The following is a 17207-nucleotide window of genomic DNA, read 5'->3' on the forward strand; positions in this document are numbered from 1 at the left end:
AATCGCACCGGCGGCGCCCTCGTCGCGGTCGCGGGCCATGCGTTTCAGGCGAGGCGGAAGGCCAGGAGGGTTCTGTCCTGGGCTGCCACGAGGGTGCGGTCGCGGGTGCTGAGCGCCCATTGCCTGGTCGGGGCGGAGGTGGCGGCGGGGTGGTTCCAGACGAGTTCGCCCGTTTCGGCGTCCCAGCCGTAGAGTCCCGCGCCCGTGGCGCCGGCCACGCCGGTGTAGACCGTCCCGCCGGCCACGGTGATGTTCGACGAGAGCCGCCTGTCCTGGTGGGGATCCGCCGCGGCCTTGGGAAGCTCGGCCGTCCAGAGCCTGTGGCCGGTGTCGGCGGCCAGCGCGTCGAGCGTGACGCCCGACGGGTTGCGGAAGATCAGGTTCCCGCCGCCCTCGGGGACGTAGGTCAGGCTCCCCTCCGGATCGGCCCAGCGGAGCGCGCCCGTCGCGGTGTCGAGCCTGACGAGGAGGCTTTCCGACCCCCGGTTCCCGAGCGCGACGAGGGTGCGGTTCGTGATGCCGTAGAGGAAGGCGAGGTAGGCCGTGAAGGGCCACTCGTGGGTCCAGAGGCGCCTGCCGGTGGCGGCGTCCACGCCGACGACGGCGGAGAACCGGCGGGACCACAGCTGCCGCCCGGTGTCGAGCGAGTGGCCGCGGTACACCACTCCCTCGTCGTGGGGGATGACCGTCCGGGAGAGGAGCCCGACCCTGAAGGCCCGGTCGGTGAGGTCGCCGATCGTCGTCCGCCACAGCGCCTTCGGCGGGGACGGCCTGTGCCCGGCCCCGCCGGCCGCGGACAGCGCCGCGGCCGTCCCGCCGCCGATGACGGCGAGTCCCGCGGCGGCGGCGCCGCCGAGCAGCAGCCGCCGGCGGGTGCGGGCCTTGGCGATCTCCCGCAGGTCCAGGAGGAGCGTGTCCTCCCGCTGCCGCAGCTCGTCGCCGAGGGTCCCCGGAAGCCAGCCGGGGGCCACCGGCTCGGCCGCCAGCAGTGACGGCAGCAGGTCGGTGGGCGGGCGTTCGCCGGGATCGCGGCTCAGGCAGCCGGCCACCATCCGCCGCAGGGACGCCGGTACGCCGTCCAGATCGGGCGCCTCGTGCAGCGTCCGGGTGGATGACCGCGGCCAGTCCGCCCCGGCCGAACGGGGCACGACCGGTGGCGGCGAAGGCCGGCACCGCCCCGAAGGCGAACACGTCGGCGGACGCGGCGAGCGTCCCGCCGCGGATCTGCTCCGGGGGACATGGAGCCGGGGGACCCGATGAACCGCCCCTCGGAGGTGAGCGCCTGCGTGGGCCCGTGGGCGGACGCGCCATGCTCGGCGGTCCTGCTGATGCCGAAGCCGATGACCCGGGGCCCGTCCTTGGCCAGCAGGATGTTGACCGGTTTGAGGTCGCGGTGCAGCAGCCCCGCCGCGTGGATCGCGATCAGCGCCTCGCCCAGCCCGGCGCCGAGCGCGCGCAGCAGCGGCTCGGGCATCGGCCCGTTCCGGTCGACCGTCTCCTTCAGGCTGAGCCCGTTGACGCACGCGGTCGCCAGCCACGGGACGGCCCCGTCCGGGTCGGCGTCGACCACCGGGCCGGTGAACGCGCCGCTGACCCGCCGGGCGGCGGCGGCCTCGGCCCGGAACCTGGCCCGGAACTCCGGGTCCCCGGCGAGGTCCGGCCGCACCACCTTGATCGCCACCGCTCGCCCGGCCGGGGACGCGCCCAGGTAGACCCGTCCCATGCCGCCCTCGCCCAGCCGCCGCAGCACCCGGTACCTGCCGATGCGGTCGGGATCGTCCGAGCCTGTCACGAGGCCGTCCGGAAGCACAGCAGCCGCTGATGATCGGTCGCGAAGATCGACGAGCCCGACACGACGACGCCCCATTCCTTGGCGCGGGCGACGTCGCTCCAAAGCGCCCACAGCCCCCGGCCGGAGGTCGTGGCGGCGAAGACCCCGCAGGCCGATCCACTGCTGAACGGGACCGCGAGGACGTCGTCCGACGCCGCGTCCCGCCCCGGCTGGCCGACGAACCTCTCCGGGCCCGCCAGCGTCCACCCGGGGCCCCGGTCGCACGGTCGTGGGTGTGCAGGTCGACCCCCCTGAAGATCACTTTGCCGGCCGAAGACCCTGCCACCGGCGACCGCGACGCCCCGGGTCGGCCAGTCCTGTCCGGACCTGGACCAGTCGACGGCCCAGCGCCTGCGGCCCGTGGCGAGGTCGACGGCGCTCAGCGTGTGCTTGGCGTTGAGGTACAGGCCGCTCCGGCCGACCGCGCCCTCGACGGCCGAGTCGGCGAGGGGGAACCGCCACCGGGCCTTGCCGCCGGCGAGGTCGACGGCCCACACGGCGGGGTGTCCTCGTCCGAGTACGTCCCCGACTCCAGCAGGATCGCGCCGCCGGCCACGCCGAAGACGGAACCGGGAAGCGCGCCCCCCCGGCATCGGCAGATGCGTCGGCTCACCGGACGCCGCGTCGACCAGGGTGATCGTCGTCTTGCCGTCGAGACCGGCGCCGTTCGGGAGCACGAACGTCGACCCGTGGACCGCGCCGCCCGCGAACATGCTGACGTCCGCCGTCCACAGCCGCCGCCCCGACGCGGCGTCCACCCCGTACGTCGCGTCTTCACCGCCCCACAACAACACATCGCCCGCGACCAGCAGATGCGATTCGTCGGACCCGACGCGCGCGGGCGGGACGAAGGTCCACGCCGGCGTGGGCGCCGCGGCGAGGGCGGTCCCGCGGGGCGAGGGCTCGGCGGGCTTGGACTTCCCGCCCGGTTCGCCTGGGCCTCCCCGGCCGCCAGGTCGCGGCGCAGGGCCGGGGAGACGAGCGCGGACGGGTCGGCGGGGGGCAGCGCCGCGAGCAGGTCCGCGAGCGGAGGCCGCCGGCCCGGCTCCTTCTCCAGACAGGCGGCCAGGGTGCTTCGCAGCGACGCGGGCACCCCGTCCAGACCGGGTTCGCCGTACATGATCTCGTAGAGCAGCGCGCCCGGGTCGCCCTCCCCGAACGGCCGCGCCCCCGTGGCCGCGTAGACCAGCACGCCCCCCAGCGCGAACACGTCCACCCCGGGCCCCGCGTCCTTGGCGCCGGAGATCTGCTCGGGCGCCAGGTACGCCAGCGTGCCGATCACGCCGCCGGTCCGGGTGATCTGCGTGGCGTCGACGACCTTGGCGATCCCGAAGTCGATGATCTTGGGGCCGCCCTCGGCCAGCAGGACGTTGCCGGGCTTGAGATGCCGGTGCACCAGCCCCGCCCCGTGGACGGCCTGCGGCGCCCCGCCGTCCTCGACGGCCTCCCGCAACGTGGGCGCGAGAACGAAGGCCGCGGCGAACCAGGCTGCGGCGCGTCGGCATCGGCGTCCAGCACGGGAGCCGTGTACAGCCCGCTGACCTTGAGAGCCGCCAGCCGCCAGCCGCCCACCCGGCGACCGGGCGAGATACACGACCCCATCCCACCGGCCCCAAGGCGGGCAAGAACCCGATACCCACCAACCCCGGCGGGATCCCCCGCCCGGAGTGGCCCCATCCCGCCTCCAGCTCAACAGAACAACCGCGTCTATAAGACTACCGACCCCCCACCCGCCGGGCTCCGGCGGTGAAATCCCCGTCTCGGGGCCCCGCCGGGTGGGATACGCACCTGAATCGAGAAGAATCGGCGGCGCAACGACACGCCGCCGCCAGCCGACACCGGTTCGAACGGTTGTGGATCAGGTCGTTGTGATGTTCGCCGCCTTGTACCGTTGCGCGTGCTGGATGATCATCGAGGGTGGGACGGCGCGTGATGGCGGGACTGACGGCGTACGAGGCCGGCTGGCGCAAGGTCTGTGGCGACCTGGACGACCATCCGCGGATCGAGGTCCGTTACGCCTTGCAGGATGAACCTGACACGGATTTCACCGATGTCGCGGCCTCGTGGGCGGCTCTCGTGGGCGAGCAGGAGGTCAAGGCGCCCGCTGGGCTGGAGCAGTGTCATCTGCGCTTTCGGGAGCTGGGGCGCCAGTGGATGGGGGAAGGACCGTACGTCAACGGTGAGTTCTACCTCACCCACATCGCACGGGCGGAAAGCCCGGGGCAGGAGGGTGAATGGATCGAGTCGTGGACGGGCAAGGAGCTTTTTCCGGCATCGCAACTGCGGATTATCGATGTGCACCCCTACACAGGTACGGGGCACTATGCCGCACTGCGGCTGCTGCCAGGCGGGGACGAACCCGAAATCTGGTGGGTGGCCGAGCCCAGGTACGGTGCGTGGAAGATGGACGTCGGCTACCGCGAGTACCTGGAAATGCTCCAGCTGACCAAGGGAGCCTTCAGCTGGCAGTTCCTGTTCACCCGGGCGCCGCTGGACAATGAGGAATTCAAGCCCGTGCGCGATCGAATTGAGAACATGCTCGACGCATTGCCGATCTTGTTCCCCGAGCATGACTACGAGCAGCTCGGAGAGCGCTTTTCGTCCTCCTGGTGACAGGCGGAATGAACGCGCTGGTTCGCGGTGAGGTGGTGGGGCCGGCAGGCGTCGAGGGCGCCGTCGCCGATGTCGGCTCTGAGCTGGCACGGATCTGGCACGAAGTCGGGAAACGGCCGAGGAGATCGGCGGCGATGTACGCCCGCCCGCGACTCCCCGCGACTCCCCGTGAGTCCCCCGTGATCACCATCCTGATGCGGAATTGACCTGCAAGTACGCGTCACCTGAGCTGGATGCGTAGGCGGTAAATACGCACACAATCCGCAGGGGCTCTACACTTCACCCGTGGGCATGATCGGATATTACGCGCGGCGGACCCCGGCCGAACTTGATCGCATGATCAGAGAACCGGCTTCGGCCAGGCGGCTGGCTAGCGAGCTGGTCACGGCGGAACGAGTCCTCAACATCGACAAGGCGTGGGACAGGATCGGTGACCTGTTGGACGAATTCGACTTCCCCGTCGACGTCGTCTACGGAGAGGAGATCCTACCCGGATCCGACGGCTGGGGGCCACTTGGATACCTCACCTCCAAACAAGTGCAAGAAGCCGCCGAAGCGCTCCTGCAATTCCGCCCCGAGACCCTGGTCACAGAATTCTTCACCCCGAGATCCCCAGTGCAGGCAGGGACCGATCCACACGTCATCCGGGAACGCTCTGGCGTGGTGGACTATGTCCTCAGCCACTTCGAATCGCTGGCTGCCTTCATCCAGACCGCAGCTCGCGCTCACGACGCCATCATCATGTGGCAGTACTGATGGTCTTCCCAGGGCAATGAGGCAGAGCCAGACGCCAACGCACCCGGCTCTGGAGGGCGCGTACCCGATCACTGCGGGCAACCGTGCTGACCTGCGCACGAACGCTCCAAGCTCGCCCTTCGACCGCTCGGCATTCCGCACATGTTCCGGATCTTGGTTCACACGTGTCGCTGGACCGGCTTGGGTGCTTGACCGCATCCTTATCAGTTCGATCACCGCCCAAGGCCGCTGGCTCACCTTCCCGCGCTGACCTCGTGGCGGCGGCTGATCATATGTGGTGGCGTCTGTTGCTGCCACGGCTGCTGTCACCGGCTATCCGAGCACTCGGCAGGTGGAGTGACCAAGAAGACGAGTAGCCACCCTGACCAGCTCACGGGCGGCCCCGCCCGGCACAACCGGGGCCGCCTGTTCCGCACTGGTTGCGCACGCCTAGAACTAGGCTCCGGACCGGGCGTGTCTACCGCTTCCGAGCCCGATAGTGCCTGAGCAGTGCCGTGATCTTCGCGTAGTCACGGTTTCCGTTCAGCTCGGCCAGGAGATCGTCGGGGCACAGTTCGTAGTGGTCTCCCCACCACTTGCGTCCCTTGGTGTCCCAGATGCGGTAGCCGCCGGGAACCCCACGGGCTACGTAGCGCCTCTTCGCCACATGTCACTCCATCGCTCGCTCGACTGCACCAACGAGCTTACGAACGGCCCTTGGCCCCAGCCATCCATTAACCCGTCCAGACGTCGGTCCGGCACGTGTGGTGTCCATGGCCCTGTGAGTCCCTGGGCGTGCGGCGTAGCCGCTGTTGTTCCCCCTGCCTTCCTCCCCCGGCCCCGACGAGACCTGCACTGAGCCCATTCCATCTTCAGTTGGCCTGGTGGTGGAGGGTGAGGATGGCCTGGACGATGGCGGTCAGTCTGCTGGGTGAACAGCGGGCCTTGCGCAGGATGTGCCAGTTCTTGAGCGTGGCAGCGCCCCGCTCGCCCTGGGCACGGACTTGGGCGTGATGCCGGTTGAACAGCTTCTTGCGTTTGCCCAGTGTGCGGCGCTTGCGCCGTTTGTACGGCGTGCCGATCGCGCCGCCGGCGCCGACGTATCCCTTGTCGGCGTAGCAGGCGATCGCTCGCGCGGTCAGGCTGGCGACGATGCCGTGGTGACGGGCGGCGGTCAGATCATGGGTCGATCCCGGCAGCGCCGGGGACGCCCAGATCAGTTCGCCGTGCGGATCGGTGAGGAACTGGACGTTCACTCCGTGCCGCCGGTGCTTGCCCGAGTAGAACAGCCGATCGTTCTCGCCCGACAGGCGGTCGGTGGCGATGAGGGTGCCGTCCAGGATGACGTAGGCCTTGCGCTGTGCGATCCGGAGGGCTTCGCGCAGGTCGGGTGCCTGTTCGGCGGGCAGTTCCACGACCTCGGTCACATACCGGTGTGCGGTGGCGGCCCCGACGCCGAACGCGGCGGCCAGGCGGGCGAAGGGTTCGTTGCGGCGTAGATGCACCAGCACCAGCAGCGCTTGGCGGTCCGGGCCCAGCACTCGCCACCGCGTTCCGATCTGGCGGCGGCGCTCGCGCACCAGCCGGGCCACGAACGTAAGGGTCTGGCGCGACAGATCGAGCGCGGCACGGTAGAAAAGCACATGAAGCTCCTGCGCGGACAAGGTTGATCTTGGTCGACAACCTCATCTAGCAGGAGCTTCACTCTTTACGGGCGCCTATCTGCCGTCCGCAACCAGCCCGTGACCTGCAGGCTCAGGTTGGAATTGCCTCACTTAGCGGCGGACGGGTTCTGGCCGCCGCCATTCTTGACAGATCGGGGGAGCCCCGCACCTTTCCAGCCCGACCGACAACATGCCTCAACCCACTTGGCGGTGTGGTGGGAGGCCGATAGGAATGCCTCATGGGCCTGTACCGCAGACATGAGGACTACATCGCTATTCGTGAATGGGAGACGCGCATGGCGGCGCTCCTGCGTCTGGTGGCGGATCGGCTGACTGACGACCAACTCCGCGGGGGCACGGAGTTCCTTGCGCATGCTGAGCACGGCCTGGCGATCGAGTCGGTCACTGAGGCTGAGCGGGCAGGGATGACAGCTCTGGCGACTGAGTTGGGGGCCGAGGTACTCGCCGGCGTCGGGCGGAGCCTCGACTACTGCCCATAGCGGCGGCGCGCCCCTGTGGAGAGGCGGGCGGGGCGAGGCCAGTGGATGTGTCGCGATGCGTGGCCCGGCGCGGCCGTCCGGTGACCGGCGCCCACGCCGCACGCTCCGGGCGGCCTGGCGCGGGGCCGCGCAGCGGCCCAAGCGCCGCCGCCCCTTGACGCCGCGACACAGAACGACACCCCGATCTCTCGGCAACTGCGGAGGCAGCGCGACCGACCGGCGTAAGCAGACCTCATCCTGCTCGGCATCCCAAGGGGCTGGAACATCGAGGGCGGCTCACCCTTGCTGTTCCAGCCTCTGGAAGCTACTCGACGAGATACCGCAGCGACTCTGGCAATGCTTCGATCACCTCGTCATCCAGGCGGAGCTCTTCGAGGTTGATGAGGTTCCCGATGGTGTCCGGGAGCGCCGTGAGCTGGTTGCCGTCCAGGCTGAGCGTGGTGAGGCTGGTGAGGTTCCCGATGCTGTCCGGCAGTGCTGTGAGCTGGTTGTAGTACAGGTGGAGCACGGTGAGGCTGGTGAGGTTCCCGATGGTGTCCGGGAGCGCCGTGAGCTGATTGCCCCTCAGGTCGAGCCAGTCGAGGTCGGTGAGGTTCCCGATCGTGTCCGGCAGCGCTGTGAGTGGGTTGTCGTCCAGGGTGAGCACGGTGAGTTCGGTGAGATTCCCGATCGTGTCCGGGAGTGCCGTGAGCTGGTTGTGTTGCAGCCCGAGGTCTTTGAGGTTGGCGAGGTTCCCAACCGTGTGCGGCAGCGCCGTGAGCTGGTTGTCGGACAGTTGGAGGTTGGTGAGGTTGGTGAGCTTTCCAACCGCGTCCGGCAACATCGTGAGCTGGTTGCGGTACAGGTTGAGCGTGGTGAGGTTGGTGAGATTCCCGATCGTGTCGGGCAGCGCCGTGAGCTGGTTGCCGTACAGGTGAAGCGTGATGAGGTTGGTGAGGTTGTCGATGCTGTCGGGGAGTGTGGTGAGTTTGTTGTTGGACAGGTCGAGGGTGGTGACGTTGGTGAAGTCGGGCAGTGTCGCCAGCGACTCGTGCAGTGTCTCCAATCCGAGATCGGCCAGTCTCAACTCCCAACCGCCGGAACCCGCTGTTTCCTCATGACTGTCCGTCCCTGAACTCACTGAACCTCCTTTTCATGCCACCAAGTTCCGAGAGACCTATCCAACCGAGACACCCCCTTTGAACGGGTGATGATCTCGTCGACACCGTCGCACCGGTTGTCGCATCTGCCGGCGCTGGCGAGGGACAACGCACACTGGATGCCCCCTACCGTGTCCCCCGGGTTTACGCAGGTCAGAGATGATGGGGGACGCGGGGGACACTCTGCCTGGTGATTTTATGGCCTTCGAGGACGGTAGAGAGACCGCCGGACCAAGAAGACGAGGAACCTCAGAGGCGGCCAGCAGCCCAATCTGGCACACCAGCCCCGAAAGGCCGCATGAAAACCGGGGCCCAAGGCTCCCTTTTATGCGGGTTGACCTGGATTTTTGAGTGGAGCGGGCGACGGGAATCGAACCCGCGTAGCCAGTTTGGAAGCGGCAGTTGAACACCTCTCGTCGATCGCCACTGAACCGCTAAACTGCAGGTCAGAGGCTGTTTCGTGTGCCATCCTGTGCTCGCCGATGTCGCTCGGATTTCCATGATCCAGTGACAAATGAGTGACAAATGATCTTCGGGGGATCATGGGTTTCACACGCAAGCGCAAGGGGCCCGAGGGCACCCGATACCAAGCGCTTTATGACGACGCTCGGGGCGTCCGCCAGACGGCCGGCACCTTCGGCACCCGCAAGGAGGCCGACCGCGCCTGGCAACGAGCCGAGTCCCGCATCGCCGAGGGCAAGGCGGGCGACCCCCGCCGAGCCCGCCAGACCTTCCGCACCTACGTAGAGGGTCGCTGGTTCCCGAACCACCGCATCGAGGCATCGACCCGCCAGGACTACGCCTACGCCCTCGCATCCCACGTCATGCCGTACTTCGCGGACATGAAGCTGCAGGACATCACCTCCGAGACCGTCCGCGAGTGGATCACGCACCTCAAGAAGCAGGGCGCCTCGGCCTACCGCATCAAGTACTGCAAGACGGCGATCCTCAACGCCATCTTCACCACCGCGGTCAACGACGGCGTCCTCGTCTACCACCCCAGCCGCGGCGTGAAGACCGACCCCGTCCCCGAGAAGCCGCGCCAGATCATCACCGCCGACCAGTTCGCCCGTATCTACGAGGCGCTCCCGGACGCGACCGCCCAACTCCTCGTCGAGACCGACATCGAAAGCGGTCTCCGCTGGGGCGAACTAACCGAGCTCCGCGTCAAGGACCTCGACTTCGCCACCGGCATCCTCACCGTCAGCCGCTCCGTCGTCGAACTCGTTCCCAAGTTCCACCCCGAAGGCCGCCGCTTCCTGGTGAAGGACTACCCCAAGGGCAAGCGCTGGCGCCGCTTCAAAATCAGCTCCCAGATCGTCGCCAAGCTCAAGGCTCACGTAGAGGCCAACGACCTCGTCCCCGACGACCTCTTCTTCAGCCGCCACCGAGCCGAGCCGCCCAACCTCGAACTCCTAGACCCCGACGCCCTCACCTTCGAAGCCCCGAACGGCCGCACCTACACCCACGGAACAACCACGGCCTACAGCCTCGGCAAGTGCAAGTGCCACCACTGCCGAGCCGCGTACGCCGCCTACCGAGCTGAGCGCCGCGCCCAGGGCAAGGACAACCCCCGCAAGCCCCGCGTCATCGACGACGACCCCCACATCTCCGCGAACTGGTTCCGCACCCGTTGCTGGCACCCAGCCCGAGCCGCCGCCGACCTCGGATGGTCGCCCCGCATCCACGACCTCCGCCACGCCCACGCCTCCTGGCTCCTGGCTGGCGGCGCCGACCTCCAGGTCGTCAAAGAACGCCTCGGCCACCGCAAGATCTCCACAACCGAGCGCTACCTCCACACCCTCCCCACCGCCGACGAAACCGCCCTAGAAGCCCTAGCAAAGATCCGCGCGACCCAGGGCAGCCAGGACGCACCCGCAGACCTCGAAGCCCAACTCGCCGAAGCCCAAGCAAAGATCACCCAGCTACAGGCCGTCCTAGCCGACCAGCTGATCGCCCAGCAAACCGAAACAACACCAAACCTCCGCTCCGTGTAGCGCATCCCTTCAGGGCGGACCCGGAGACAGAGGAGTTGATCACGAACATCCCATCCGAGGACATCGAGCGACTCGGCGGGGTCAGCGAGGCACGTGATCGCCGGAGCCGACTCGGCCGGCGCCGGGAGCGCTCTGAAGGATCATCATATTCCGTCAAAAAAGGGCCATCTGTGCCGTTTTTTTGTCCTGTTCTGCATGGATATACGAACGGGTTCGCGGCTTGTAGTGGATCTGCAACGCTAAACGCATGCGGCTGCTGCGGCTTCGACACCCCCTACGTGCGAACTCTGCACGCGCGCGGTTACATAGGGGGCGGGTGGTGTGGCGTTGGCCCCGCACTCACATACGCACCCTGGTGAGCTGTCCGGTCGGGCGTTTCACCTTCCCTCTATGGAAGGGCTGCGAGCGTGGGCGTGGATTATCCAGGTGGGCCGAGCAAAGGCCCCGAGACTGCCGACAAGACCACCCCGCAGGGCACCCGTGAGCAGTCGCCGACCGACCCTCCCGGAGCTAACGGGAAAACCCCCCGTATGGACAGCCTGACTGCAGCGGGCTGGAAGTTCCCCGGCCGACCGGAAGCCGCCGACGAGTCCTCCACCGACCCGACCGGCGACAAGCAGGAGTCCCTCGAGGATCGCTCAGCTGAAGCCAAGTCGGATGCCAAGAAAGAACCAGAGGCCGACGCGACCGACGGTGGCTCCCAGTCGACCGAAGAACCCGACGACACGGCCGAGCCTGCTGAGACCGGTAACGGTGACCCGGAAACGGAAGAGGCCGGCCAGGCCAAGACCGAGAACCCGCCCCAGGACGAGGGCGAGCGTGCAAACGAGAACCGTGTGCCTGGACTCGGTCGGCCCGAGGCCGGCGGAGCGGAAGGTCAGGACGACAGGGGTAGCAGCGCCGACGACAAGACTGACGACCCGGAACCACCCCAGCCGCAAGAGCCCTTCCCCACCGACGACGCAGCCCCTCCCAAGCCGCCGTCCCGCTTGGAAAGCTTGGCCCGCGCCCGCGAAGTTCAATTCCGAGACGCAGAACAACTACGAGCCAAGTTCCAAGAGGCCCAGATCGCCGATGGCGACAGAAGGGCCCCATCGCAAAGCGAGAACGTGGGAGGCGACGAGCGTGAGCCCGAGAAGCAGCTCGCAGCCACAGAGGCTTCACCCGGCGACAGCGGCGAACCGCCAGCCGCACCAGTAGCGGACGCCCCGCGCCCCGCGGGGGTCCGAGCACCCGTTGAGGGTTACAAAGCACAACCGGGCCCAGAAGCCGGCCAACCCGCCGAAAATGCAGTGTCCCCCTCCGGAGAAACTGGCGAGAACGCTGCGACCCCAGAGGTTCAGGGTGATCAGGACGGCGAGGGGGGTGAGAGCGCCGTCGCCGACGGTACTCGGGAGGGTGCTGAAGACGAAGCCACCACCATCGAGGCGGTCGAAGCCGAGACCACCGAACTCCCATCCGGCATCATTGAAGAACTCGTCGATGGTGAAGCGGCGGGCAAGCCCACACGGTTGGAAGGGCAGAGAGATTACGTCGTCGACGACCCGGCCGTGCCCGGCAGGACGATCACCGATATCGACCGCATCCAAGGCGGGGTTCTATGGGAAGAGAAGAGCGCGACCCACGCCAGCGATGTCGGACGGTGGGTGGCCAAGCACATTGATAAGAAATTCTCATCCTATCTTGATGCGCGCCAATACATCGTCGGGTACGAACAGGCGCCTATCGGCTTTCACTTCACGAGTCCCGGCGCCGATCCAGTGTTTCGATCCGAGGTAGAATCAGCGGTCGAGAGGCTGCGTCAAGCGTATCCAACTGAACAGATCCTGCTGGAGTGGTCATAGTGGGCTATATCTTCGACATCGACGACGAGACAGTGTGGAGCCCCTCGTTGAGAGTGGGGCAACTGTACGTCAATCTGGCAGAAGCAGCCGCCCATACCCTGGAGCTTCCGACCGGGCTGGAGGCGGTTGCAGAGGACATGTGCGACATCAACGCTTCTGTATTCAGTGACTTCACGCGCGCCCTTGTTAAGGAGTTCTTTTCCAGTCACCACGCTGTTGCTCAAGAAATGTTGCGTGGTGTACTATTCGCCTCCCTGATAATGCTTCAACGGGGCGGCATTGAAATCACTCCTCACGGCGAGGAGCAGAAGTCCCTCTGGTTGACCTTGCCTGAATTTGCGCAGAGAATGCCAACCTGACGGAAAATGGACAATGTCAGAGCCTTTAAGGTTCCGGACACTGGCCTTAGGGGTCGCAAATGCCGTTCGGTGGTCGTGATCTGATCATATGGCGGTCAGACTGGCGATGGGCTGCGACGCCAGTTGCGGGCCGAAGTGCGGGCGCTCTGCGGTGGCCGCAACAGCCCGCGCGGTGACCCTGTGGTGCTGTGGGAGCGCGTACGTTGTTGATCGGAAGCCATCTAAGGGCGATAGGCGGCGGCGCCGGGGGTTCGAAATTTCGGGCGTCAGCCTTCATTTCGGAGCGCTCCAGGCTTTGCGGCGATAGATTTAGTGGCGTTCGGGATTAGTCGGAGTCATGGCCAGCCGGCGACTGCGAGGTCTGCGTTGACCATTCTTGTGGAGGGGCCGGCTTGGAGCTCAAGAGGGCTTCCGCCGGTGGCAGGGCGATTCCCCTTGTCGGTTGAGTCGCACGTGCTGAACATGGTGGATCGACTCGTCCCAGGCGTGACCACGGTGACTCCGCATGCGCGCTACTACGCCGTACACGCCCTGGTCGCGCACGAGGCGGTAGGGCGGGATCTTTCTGGCAAGGACACGCAGGAACTGCTGCGCCGTGTCGAGGTGGCGCTCGCCGTGGTGTCGACCCATCACGATCACGAAGTCAGGCTGCCCAAGGCCCATGGACAGGATGCTTTGGCGGGAGTGAGTCCGGTCGTGCTCGCAGAGGCGGCCCAACCAGGCAAAGGCGGTTACAGCAGTTCTCCGTGGGGGTTCTGGAAGCCGTACTCGGCTTCAGAAAGAGCTTTGGGGATCCTCGAGCCGGGAGGCTCGTCTTTGACGCCGGGACCACGTAGCGACGAGGCAGTGTTGCGAGCCAGCCTGGGTCCGCTTCTCGAACTGGCGGCTCAAGAGGAGATCGGCGACGAAGCTGCTGCGTTTTCCGACCACCTGTGCTTGTGCACGGCAGGGGAGGCACCTGACGGCCAGTGGCTTTCAACCATCCTCTGTGGGGTGGGGGATGGGCCGACGACGCCTCACGACCGAGACCGCAGGGAGACGATTAGTCTACTGGCGCGCGTGCTTGCCACCCATCAGGTCGAGAGCCTCACCCAAGACTTCACGGAGGCGGTCGCATTCGGTGAGTTCGGTGTCACCGACGAGGTGGCCGCGTCGCTCTCCATCACTTCCGTGTGGCAGGGGTTGCTGCTGCGGAACTATGTTGTAGGCGCATGGCGACGTCTCTGGGCGTGGCTTGTGAACCAGATCGAATCCTTCATGCCCGCTGAGGAGCTGGGCGATCGCCTTGCTGCTGAACTGTCGGACCAGACAGTCGGCGCGTTCGTCGACGATTTGCCATCGTCCATCGATGGCAACGGGCACACGGCTCCGGTTGAACCGGCACTTCGTCGGAACGACTGGCCCTTGCCCTGCACCGAGCTGGCCGTCCTCGCCATCGGAGCTCGCCGCACCAAGGAACTCGAAGGCGACTCTTTGCGCGCGTTCATCGGTAGTGAACGGATTCGAGACCGCGAGCTTAGCCCCCTCTGGATGTGCCGCCGTCTGGAAGAGCACCGATCGCAGCATCTCCGAGACTTCGCCAGGGAACTGGTGAGGATCCTGCTGGCTCGCGCCCAGCGCATAGCGCTGGCCAAGTCGCAGCGACGGGACGATGGCAGCCTTTGGGTGCCCAGCAGGGTCCGCGGCCGTGACGGGCACCTGTTCGCGGTCGGGACAGAAGGCTCCGGGGACGTCGGCTTGCGCATCGACCAGCTCGGCAGCGTACTTGTCGGTGCCGGCGTGCTCACCAACGCGACGGGCCAATGGAAGGTCACGGAACGAGGGTGGGCGCTCCTTGCCTGACGACGATGGCTTCTCTGCGGCACCCGTCGAGAGCGAACGCTGGTTGATCTCGCCTCTTTCTCTGGTTCTAGAGGAAGAACGTCAGGGGGACGAGCAGACAGAGGAGGCTCTGTTCCTCAGTTACACCCTCGACTGGGGGTTCTTCGAACGGGTCATCTTGGGGCCCGCGAAGGCGACTGGTGCCAGGGTCACTGTGGTAGGTGACGCCACCGTGGCGGTAGCAGACCCCTACGCCGCCCGGCGGTGGGGGCGGGCGTACCTCGCCGCGCTGACCTTCGTGCCGAACGCTGCCTTCCACCCCAAGCTGATGGTCCTGGCCGGTCCGCGACGAACGACGGTGGCGATCGGATCCGGGAACACCACGATGGCCGGGTGGGCGGACAACCGCGAGATCTGGACGGTGGCCCGAGGCGGGCCCGACGGAGCACCGCTGCTGTTCGGCCGGCTGGCCGCCTGGCTCCGCGGCCAGGCCGGGCTGCCCGACCGCTTCACTCCGGCCGCCCGCGCAGCCTTCGGACGTACCGCAGATCTGCTGGATTCCTTCCCGGCGGAAGCCGAACCGTCGGAAGCGCGCCTCGTGAGCAGCTTGGAACAGCCGATCATCCAGCAGCTGCCCTCCGGCCCCGTCAGGGAGCTCGCGGTGTTCGCTCCGTTCTACGACCGCGCCTCGGCGGCACTGTCCGAGTTGGTGGAGAGATTGCGGCCGGACCGCCTGGTGGCCGTCTACCAACCCGGCCGCACCGAGCTGGACGGCAGCTCTTTGACCGAACTCGTCGCCCGTGTCGGCGGCGAGATCCGTGCTGACGGTGAACGGCGGTACCGGCACGGCAAGCTCGTTGAATGGGAGGTCGACGGTCGGCGCTTCGCCCTGACGGGCAGCCCCAACCTCTCTCGCCGCGCTCTACTGCTCGACCAGTCGGCAGGTGGCAATTGCGAGCTCGGTGTGATCGCACCCGTCGAGTCGTCGCTCTGCCCTGAGGGCGGAGCTGTGCCGCTTGCGACCGTACGCACGATCACGGTCCCGAAGTGGAAGCCGGCTCAGTCGGGCTCGCTGCTGCTGGCTGCCGAGTTGCAGGACGACGGCACCAGGCTGACTCTCGTGCCTCAGTCGTCCGTTGCGCGACTTCGGGTCTCCCCGGTCGACGCCCCGCCCGACCATTGGCAGGAACTGGCGCAGGTCGGTCCGGGCCGGCCGGCCGAGACCGTGCCCGTACGCCTTGCAGCTGGCAGCAGACTCCAGCTGGTGCTCGACACCGATAGCGGACCACGGTTCGGCAACATCATCGCGGTCAACGACCCTCGGCGAGTGCAGCGGCGACGCAGCACCCGCGCGAACTCCTCCGCGCCTACGCCCGAGGAATTCTGGGAGACCCCTGGACTTGCGGAGAAGTTCTTCGCCGATCTCGCTCAGTTGCGGGGCTCTCTCGCCGGTGCCGCCTCCACACCGGCTGCCGGAGCCCGCTCCGCGACATCCTCCTCTGGGGCGACCACGGATCATTCCACCTGGCGTGACTACCTGGATGAACGCACCGAACGGCTTGGTCTTCCCCTTCTGCACTTCGCGCTCGGGCTGCCCCGGCTGGCGGCCGTGACCGAAGGCGACGGGCCCGACCTCGTGCCCGCCTCCTGGGACGAGGAGTACGCCGACGATGATGCGGCCGGTCTGGAGAGCGACGAGGCCGAGAACTTCGTCCAGGACGAGCCGGACGGCTCAGCTCCCCCCGCCGCGGACCTGGCGGGGCGAAGCGAACATGAGCGGCGCCGCTACCGGCGCTTCGCGAAGGACCTCACTGAGCTGGCTCCGGAACTGCCGCCCCTCGAACGACTCCTGGCGCTGCGCCTCACATTGTGCGTGGTTGGGCAGAACGCCTGGGACCCCGGCATGGAGGCGGAGTGGCTCCCGCTGCTGCTCCTGGGGCTGGATTCGCTGGCCGAGACCGATATCCCCGAGCATCTGGAGCCGCACGCGGCGAGTCTCGCGGCCGTGGCCATTGCCATTGCGCGGAGCGAGATCCCGCGGCACTCCGGGACGCGCGAGAATCTGCTGGTGAGAGAGGTCATCGATTCCCTCAGCCACCTGCTCGTCGTCGCGGAGTATGACCTTATCGCCGAATACGGCGCCCATCTTGAGGACCGCTTCGGCTGGTACGTCCATCCCGAGGAGGTGCTCGCTCTCGCGCACGACATCGTCGAGAACGACACCTTGGACGAGGCCATCGCCGAGTTGACCGAACGCGGCATCGACGTCCATCGGCACTCGGACGCGTTGCTGCACGTGCATGGGAGCTTCGCCAATCCCATGAGGGTCGCACTCCAGATGATCGCAGCGGCCGAGAAGGCGGCGCTGGTGGGGGCGTGGGCGAGCAATGACCACGGGCTGTGGGCTCTCGCGCTCTGGGAGCCGCGCAAGCTGATCACCATCGAGATCATTCGCCAGAGCGGCCGTGTCAGGGGGCCGCTCTGGCGCCATTACGAGCTTTCGGGGATCGTGACCCCTGCGGCGGCGGTTTATGACGAGTCGGTGCTCAAGAGGTATTTGATCAACCATGGTCCCCTCAACCGCCCGGTACCCGGGGCGCGCGACCTTCTGGCCCGGCTCGGGCTGGACGATCCGGCTCCGCCTCGGTGCGGTGACCCACTGCGGTGACAGCAAAAGCGGACTATCGGCAGTTGGTGGATGTCG

Annotated in this window: 13 protein-coding genes and 1 pseudogene; 8 read left to right on the forward strand and 6 right to left on the reverse strand. The window is 67.2% G+C overall.

The window, feature by feature from the left end:
* Nucleotides 1-44: 44 nt before the first annotated feature.
* From ACQEU6_RS40665 to ACQEU6_RS40680, 4 genes and pseudogenes are all read right to left on the reverse strand, one after another.
* Nucleotides 45-1052 (reverse strand): outer membrane protein assembly factor BamB family protein, encoded by a 1008-nt coding sequence (locus tag ACQEU6_RS40665; RefSeq protein ID WP_499339026.1) that lies wholly within the window; start codon nt 1050-1052, stop codon nt 45-47.
* Nucleotides 1034-1792, reverse strand: coding sequence for a protein kinase domain-containing protein (locus ACQEU6_RS40670; RefSeq protein WP_499339027.1), 759 nt, complete (start codon nt 1790-1792; stop codon nt 1034-1036). The genes ACQEU6_RS40665 and ACQEU6_RS40670 overlap by 19 nt, the downstream gene beginning before the upstream one ends.
* The gene (locus ACQEU6_RS40675; protein WP_499340622.1) at nt 1789-2619 is read right to left on the reverse strand and encodes an outer membrane protein assembly factor BamB family protein; all 831 of its coding nucleotides are present in this window, start codon (nt 2617-2619) and stop codon (nt 1789-1791) included. The genes ACQEU6_RS40670 and ACQEU6_RS40675 overlap by 4 nt, the downstream gene beginning before the upstream one ends.
* Before the next feature lie 230 nt (nt 2620-2849).
* A pseudogene (locus ACQEU6_RS40680) lies at nt 2850-3425 on the reverse strand (protein kinase domain-containing protein); the annotation flags it as partial.
* 338 nt (nt 3426-3763) lie between these two features.
* Between ACQEU6_RS40680 and ACQEU6_RS40685 the strand changes: the two are divergent.
* Together ACQEU6_RS40685 and ACQEU6_RS40690 are read left to right on the forward strand one after the other, a co-directional pair.
* Nucleotides 3764-4444 (forward strand): hypothetical protein, encoded by a 681-nt coding sequence (locus ACQEU6_RS40685; RefSeq protein WP_499339028.1) that lies wholly within the window; start codon nt 3764-3766, stop codon nt 4442-4444.
* A gap of 291 nt (nt 4445-4735) precedes the next feature.
* Nucleotides 4736-5200, forward strand: coding sequence for a DUF1877 family protein (locus ACQEU6_RS40690; protein WP_499340501.1), 465 nt, complete (start codon nt 4736-4738; stop codon nt 5198-5200).
* An 851-nt stretch (nt 5201-6051) separates the two neighbouring features.
* On the opposite strand, the gene ACQEU6_RS40695 is transcribed toward ACQEU6_RS40690, so the two are convergent.
* Nucleotides 6052-6822, reverse strand: coding sequence for a transposase family protein (locus ACQEU6_RS40695; RefSeq protein ID WP_499340503.1), 771 nt, complete (start codon nt 6820-6822; stop codon nt 6052-6054).
* A 260-nt stretch (nt 6823-7082) separates the two neighbouring features.
* Between ACQEU6_RS40695 and ACQEU6_RS40700 the strand changes: the two genes are divergently transcribed.
* Nucleotides 7083-7343, forward strand: a complete 261-nt coding sequence (locus ACQEU6_RS40700; protein WP_499339029.1) for a hypothetical protein — start codon at nt 7083-7085, stop codon at nt 7341-7343.
* A 304-nt stretch (nt 7344-7647) separates the two neighbouring features.
* On the opposite strand, the gene ACQEU6_RS40705 is transcribed toward ACQEU6_RS40700, so the two are convergent.
* A complete protein-coding gene (locus ACQEU6_RS40705) occupies nt 7648-8388 on the reverse strand; it encodes a leucine-rich repeat domain-containing protein (protein ID WP_499339030.1) in 741 nt (246 codons plus the stop codon).
* Between the two features lie 636 nt (nt 8389-9024).
* On the opposite strand from ACQEU6_RS40705, the gene ACQEU6_RS40710 reads away from it, so the two are divergent.
* The 5 genes from ACQEU6_RS40710 to ACQEU6_RS40730 all read left to right on the forward strand — a co-directional run bounded on the left by ACQEU6_RS40710 (nt 9025) and on the right by ACQEU6_RS40730 (nt 17171).
* Entirely contained in the window at nt 9025-10479 is a 1455-nt protein-coding gene (locus ACQEU6_RS40710) for a tyrosine-type recombinase/integrase (RefSeq protein ID WP_499339031.1), read from the forward strand.
* 530 nt (nt 10480-11009) lie between these two features.
* Nucleotides 11010-12323 (forward strand): hypothetical protein, encoded by a 1314-nt coding sequence (locus ACQEU6_RS40715; protein ID WP_499339032.1) that lies wholly within the window; start codon nt 11010-11012, stop codon nt 12321-12323.
* Complete coding sequence (locus ACQEU6_RS40720) at nt 12323-12682, forward strand: DUF6086 family protein (RefSeq protein ID WP_499339033.1); 360 nt, start codon at nt 12323-12325, stop codon at nt 12680-12682. The genes ACQEU6_RS40715 and ACQEU6_RS40720 overlap by 1 nt, the downstream gene beginning before the upstream one ends.
* 453 nt (nt 12683-13135) lie before the next feature.
* Entirely contained in the window at nt 13136-14524 is a 1389-nt protein-coding gene (locus ACQEU6_RS40725) for a hypothetical protein (protein WP_499339034.1), read from the forward strand.
* Entirely contained in the window at nt 14517-17171 is a 2655-nt protein-coding gene (locus tag ACQEU6_RS40730) for a hypothetical protein (RefSeq protein ID WP_499339035.1), read from the forward strand. The genes ACQEU6_RS40725 and ACQEU6_RS40730 overlap by 8 nt, the downstream gene beginning before the upstream one ends.
* Nucleotides 17172-17207 lie beyond the last annotated feature (36 nt).

The sequence above is a fragment of the Spirillospora sp. CA-108201 genome, from assembly GCF_050936235.1.
Lineage (GTDB): Bacteria > Actinomycetota > Actinomycetes > Streptosporangiales > Streptosporangiaceae > Spirillospora.

Bases quoted from the DNA above. Each gene is read 5' to 3' on its own strand.
- ACQEU6_RS40715 (WP_499339032.1), top strand. From the start codon at position 11,010: ATGGACAGCCTGACTGCAGCGGGCTGGAAGTTCCCCGGCCGACCGGAA.
- ACQEU6_RS40665 (WP_499339026.1), bottom strand. From the start codon at position 1,052: ATGGTGGCCGGCTGCCTGAGCCGCGATCCCGGCGAACGCCCGCCCACC.
- ACQEU6_RS40685 (WP_499339028.1), top strand. From the start codon at position 3,764: ATGGCGGGACTGACGGCGTACGAGGCCGGCTGGCGCAAGGTCTGTGGC.
- ACQEU6_RS40690 (WP_499340501.1), top strand. From the start codon at position 4,736: ATGATCGGATATTACGCGCGGCGGACCCCGGCCGAACTTGATCGCATG.
- ACQEU6_RS40710 (WP_499339031.1), top strand. From the start codon at position 9,025: ATGGGTTTCACACGCAAGCGCAAGGGGCCCGAGGGCACCCGATACCAA.
- ACQEU6_RS40700 (WP_499339029.1), top strand. From the start codon at position 7,083: ATGGGCCTGTACCGCAGACATGAGGACTACATCGCTATTCGTGAATGG.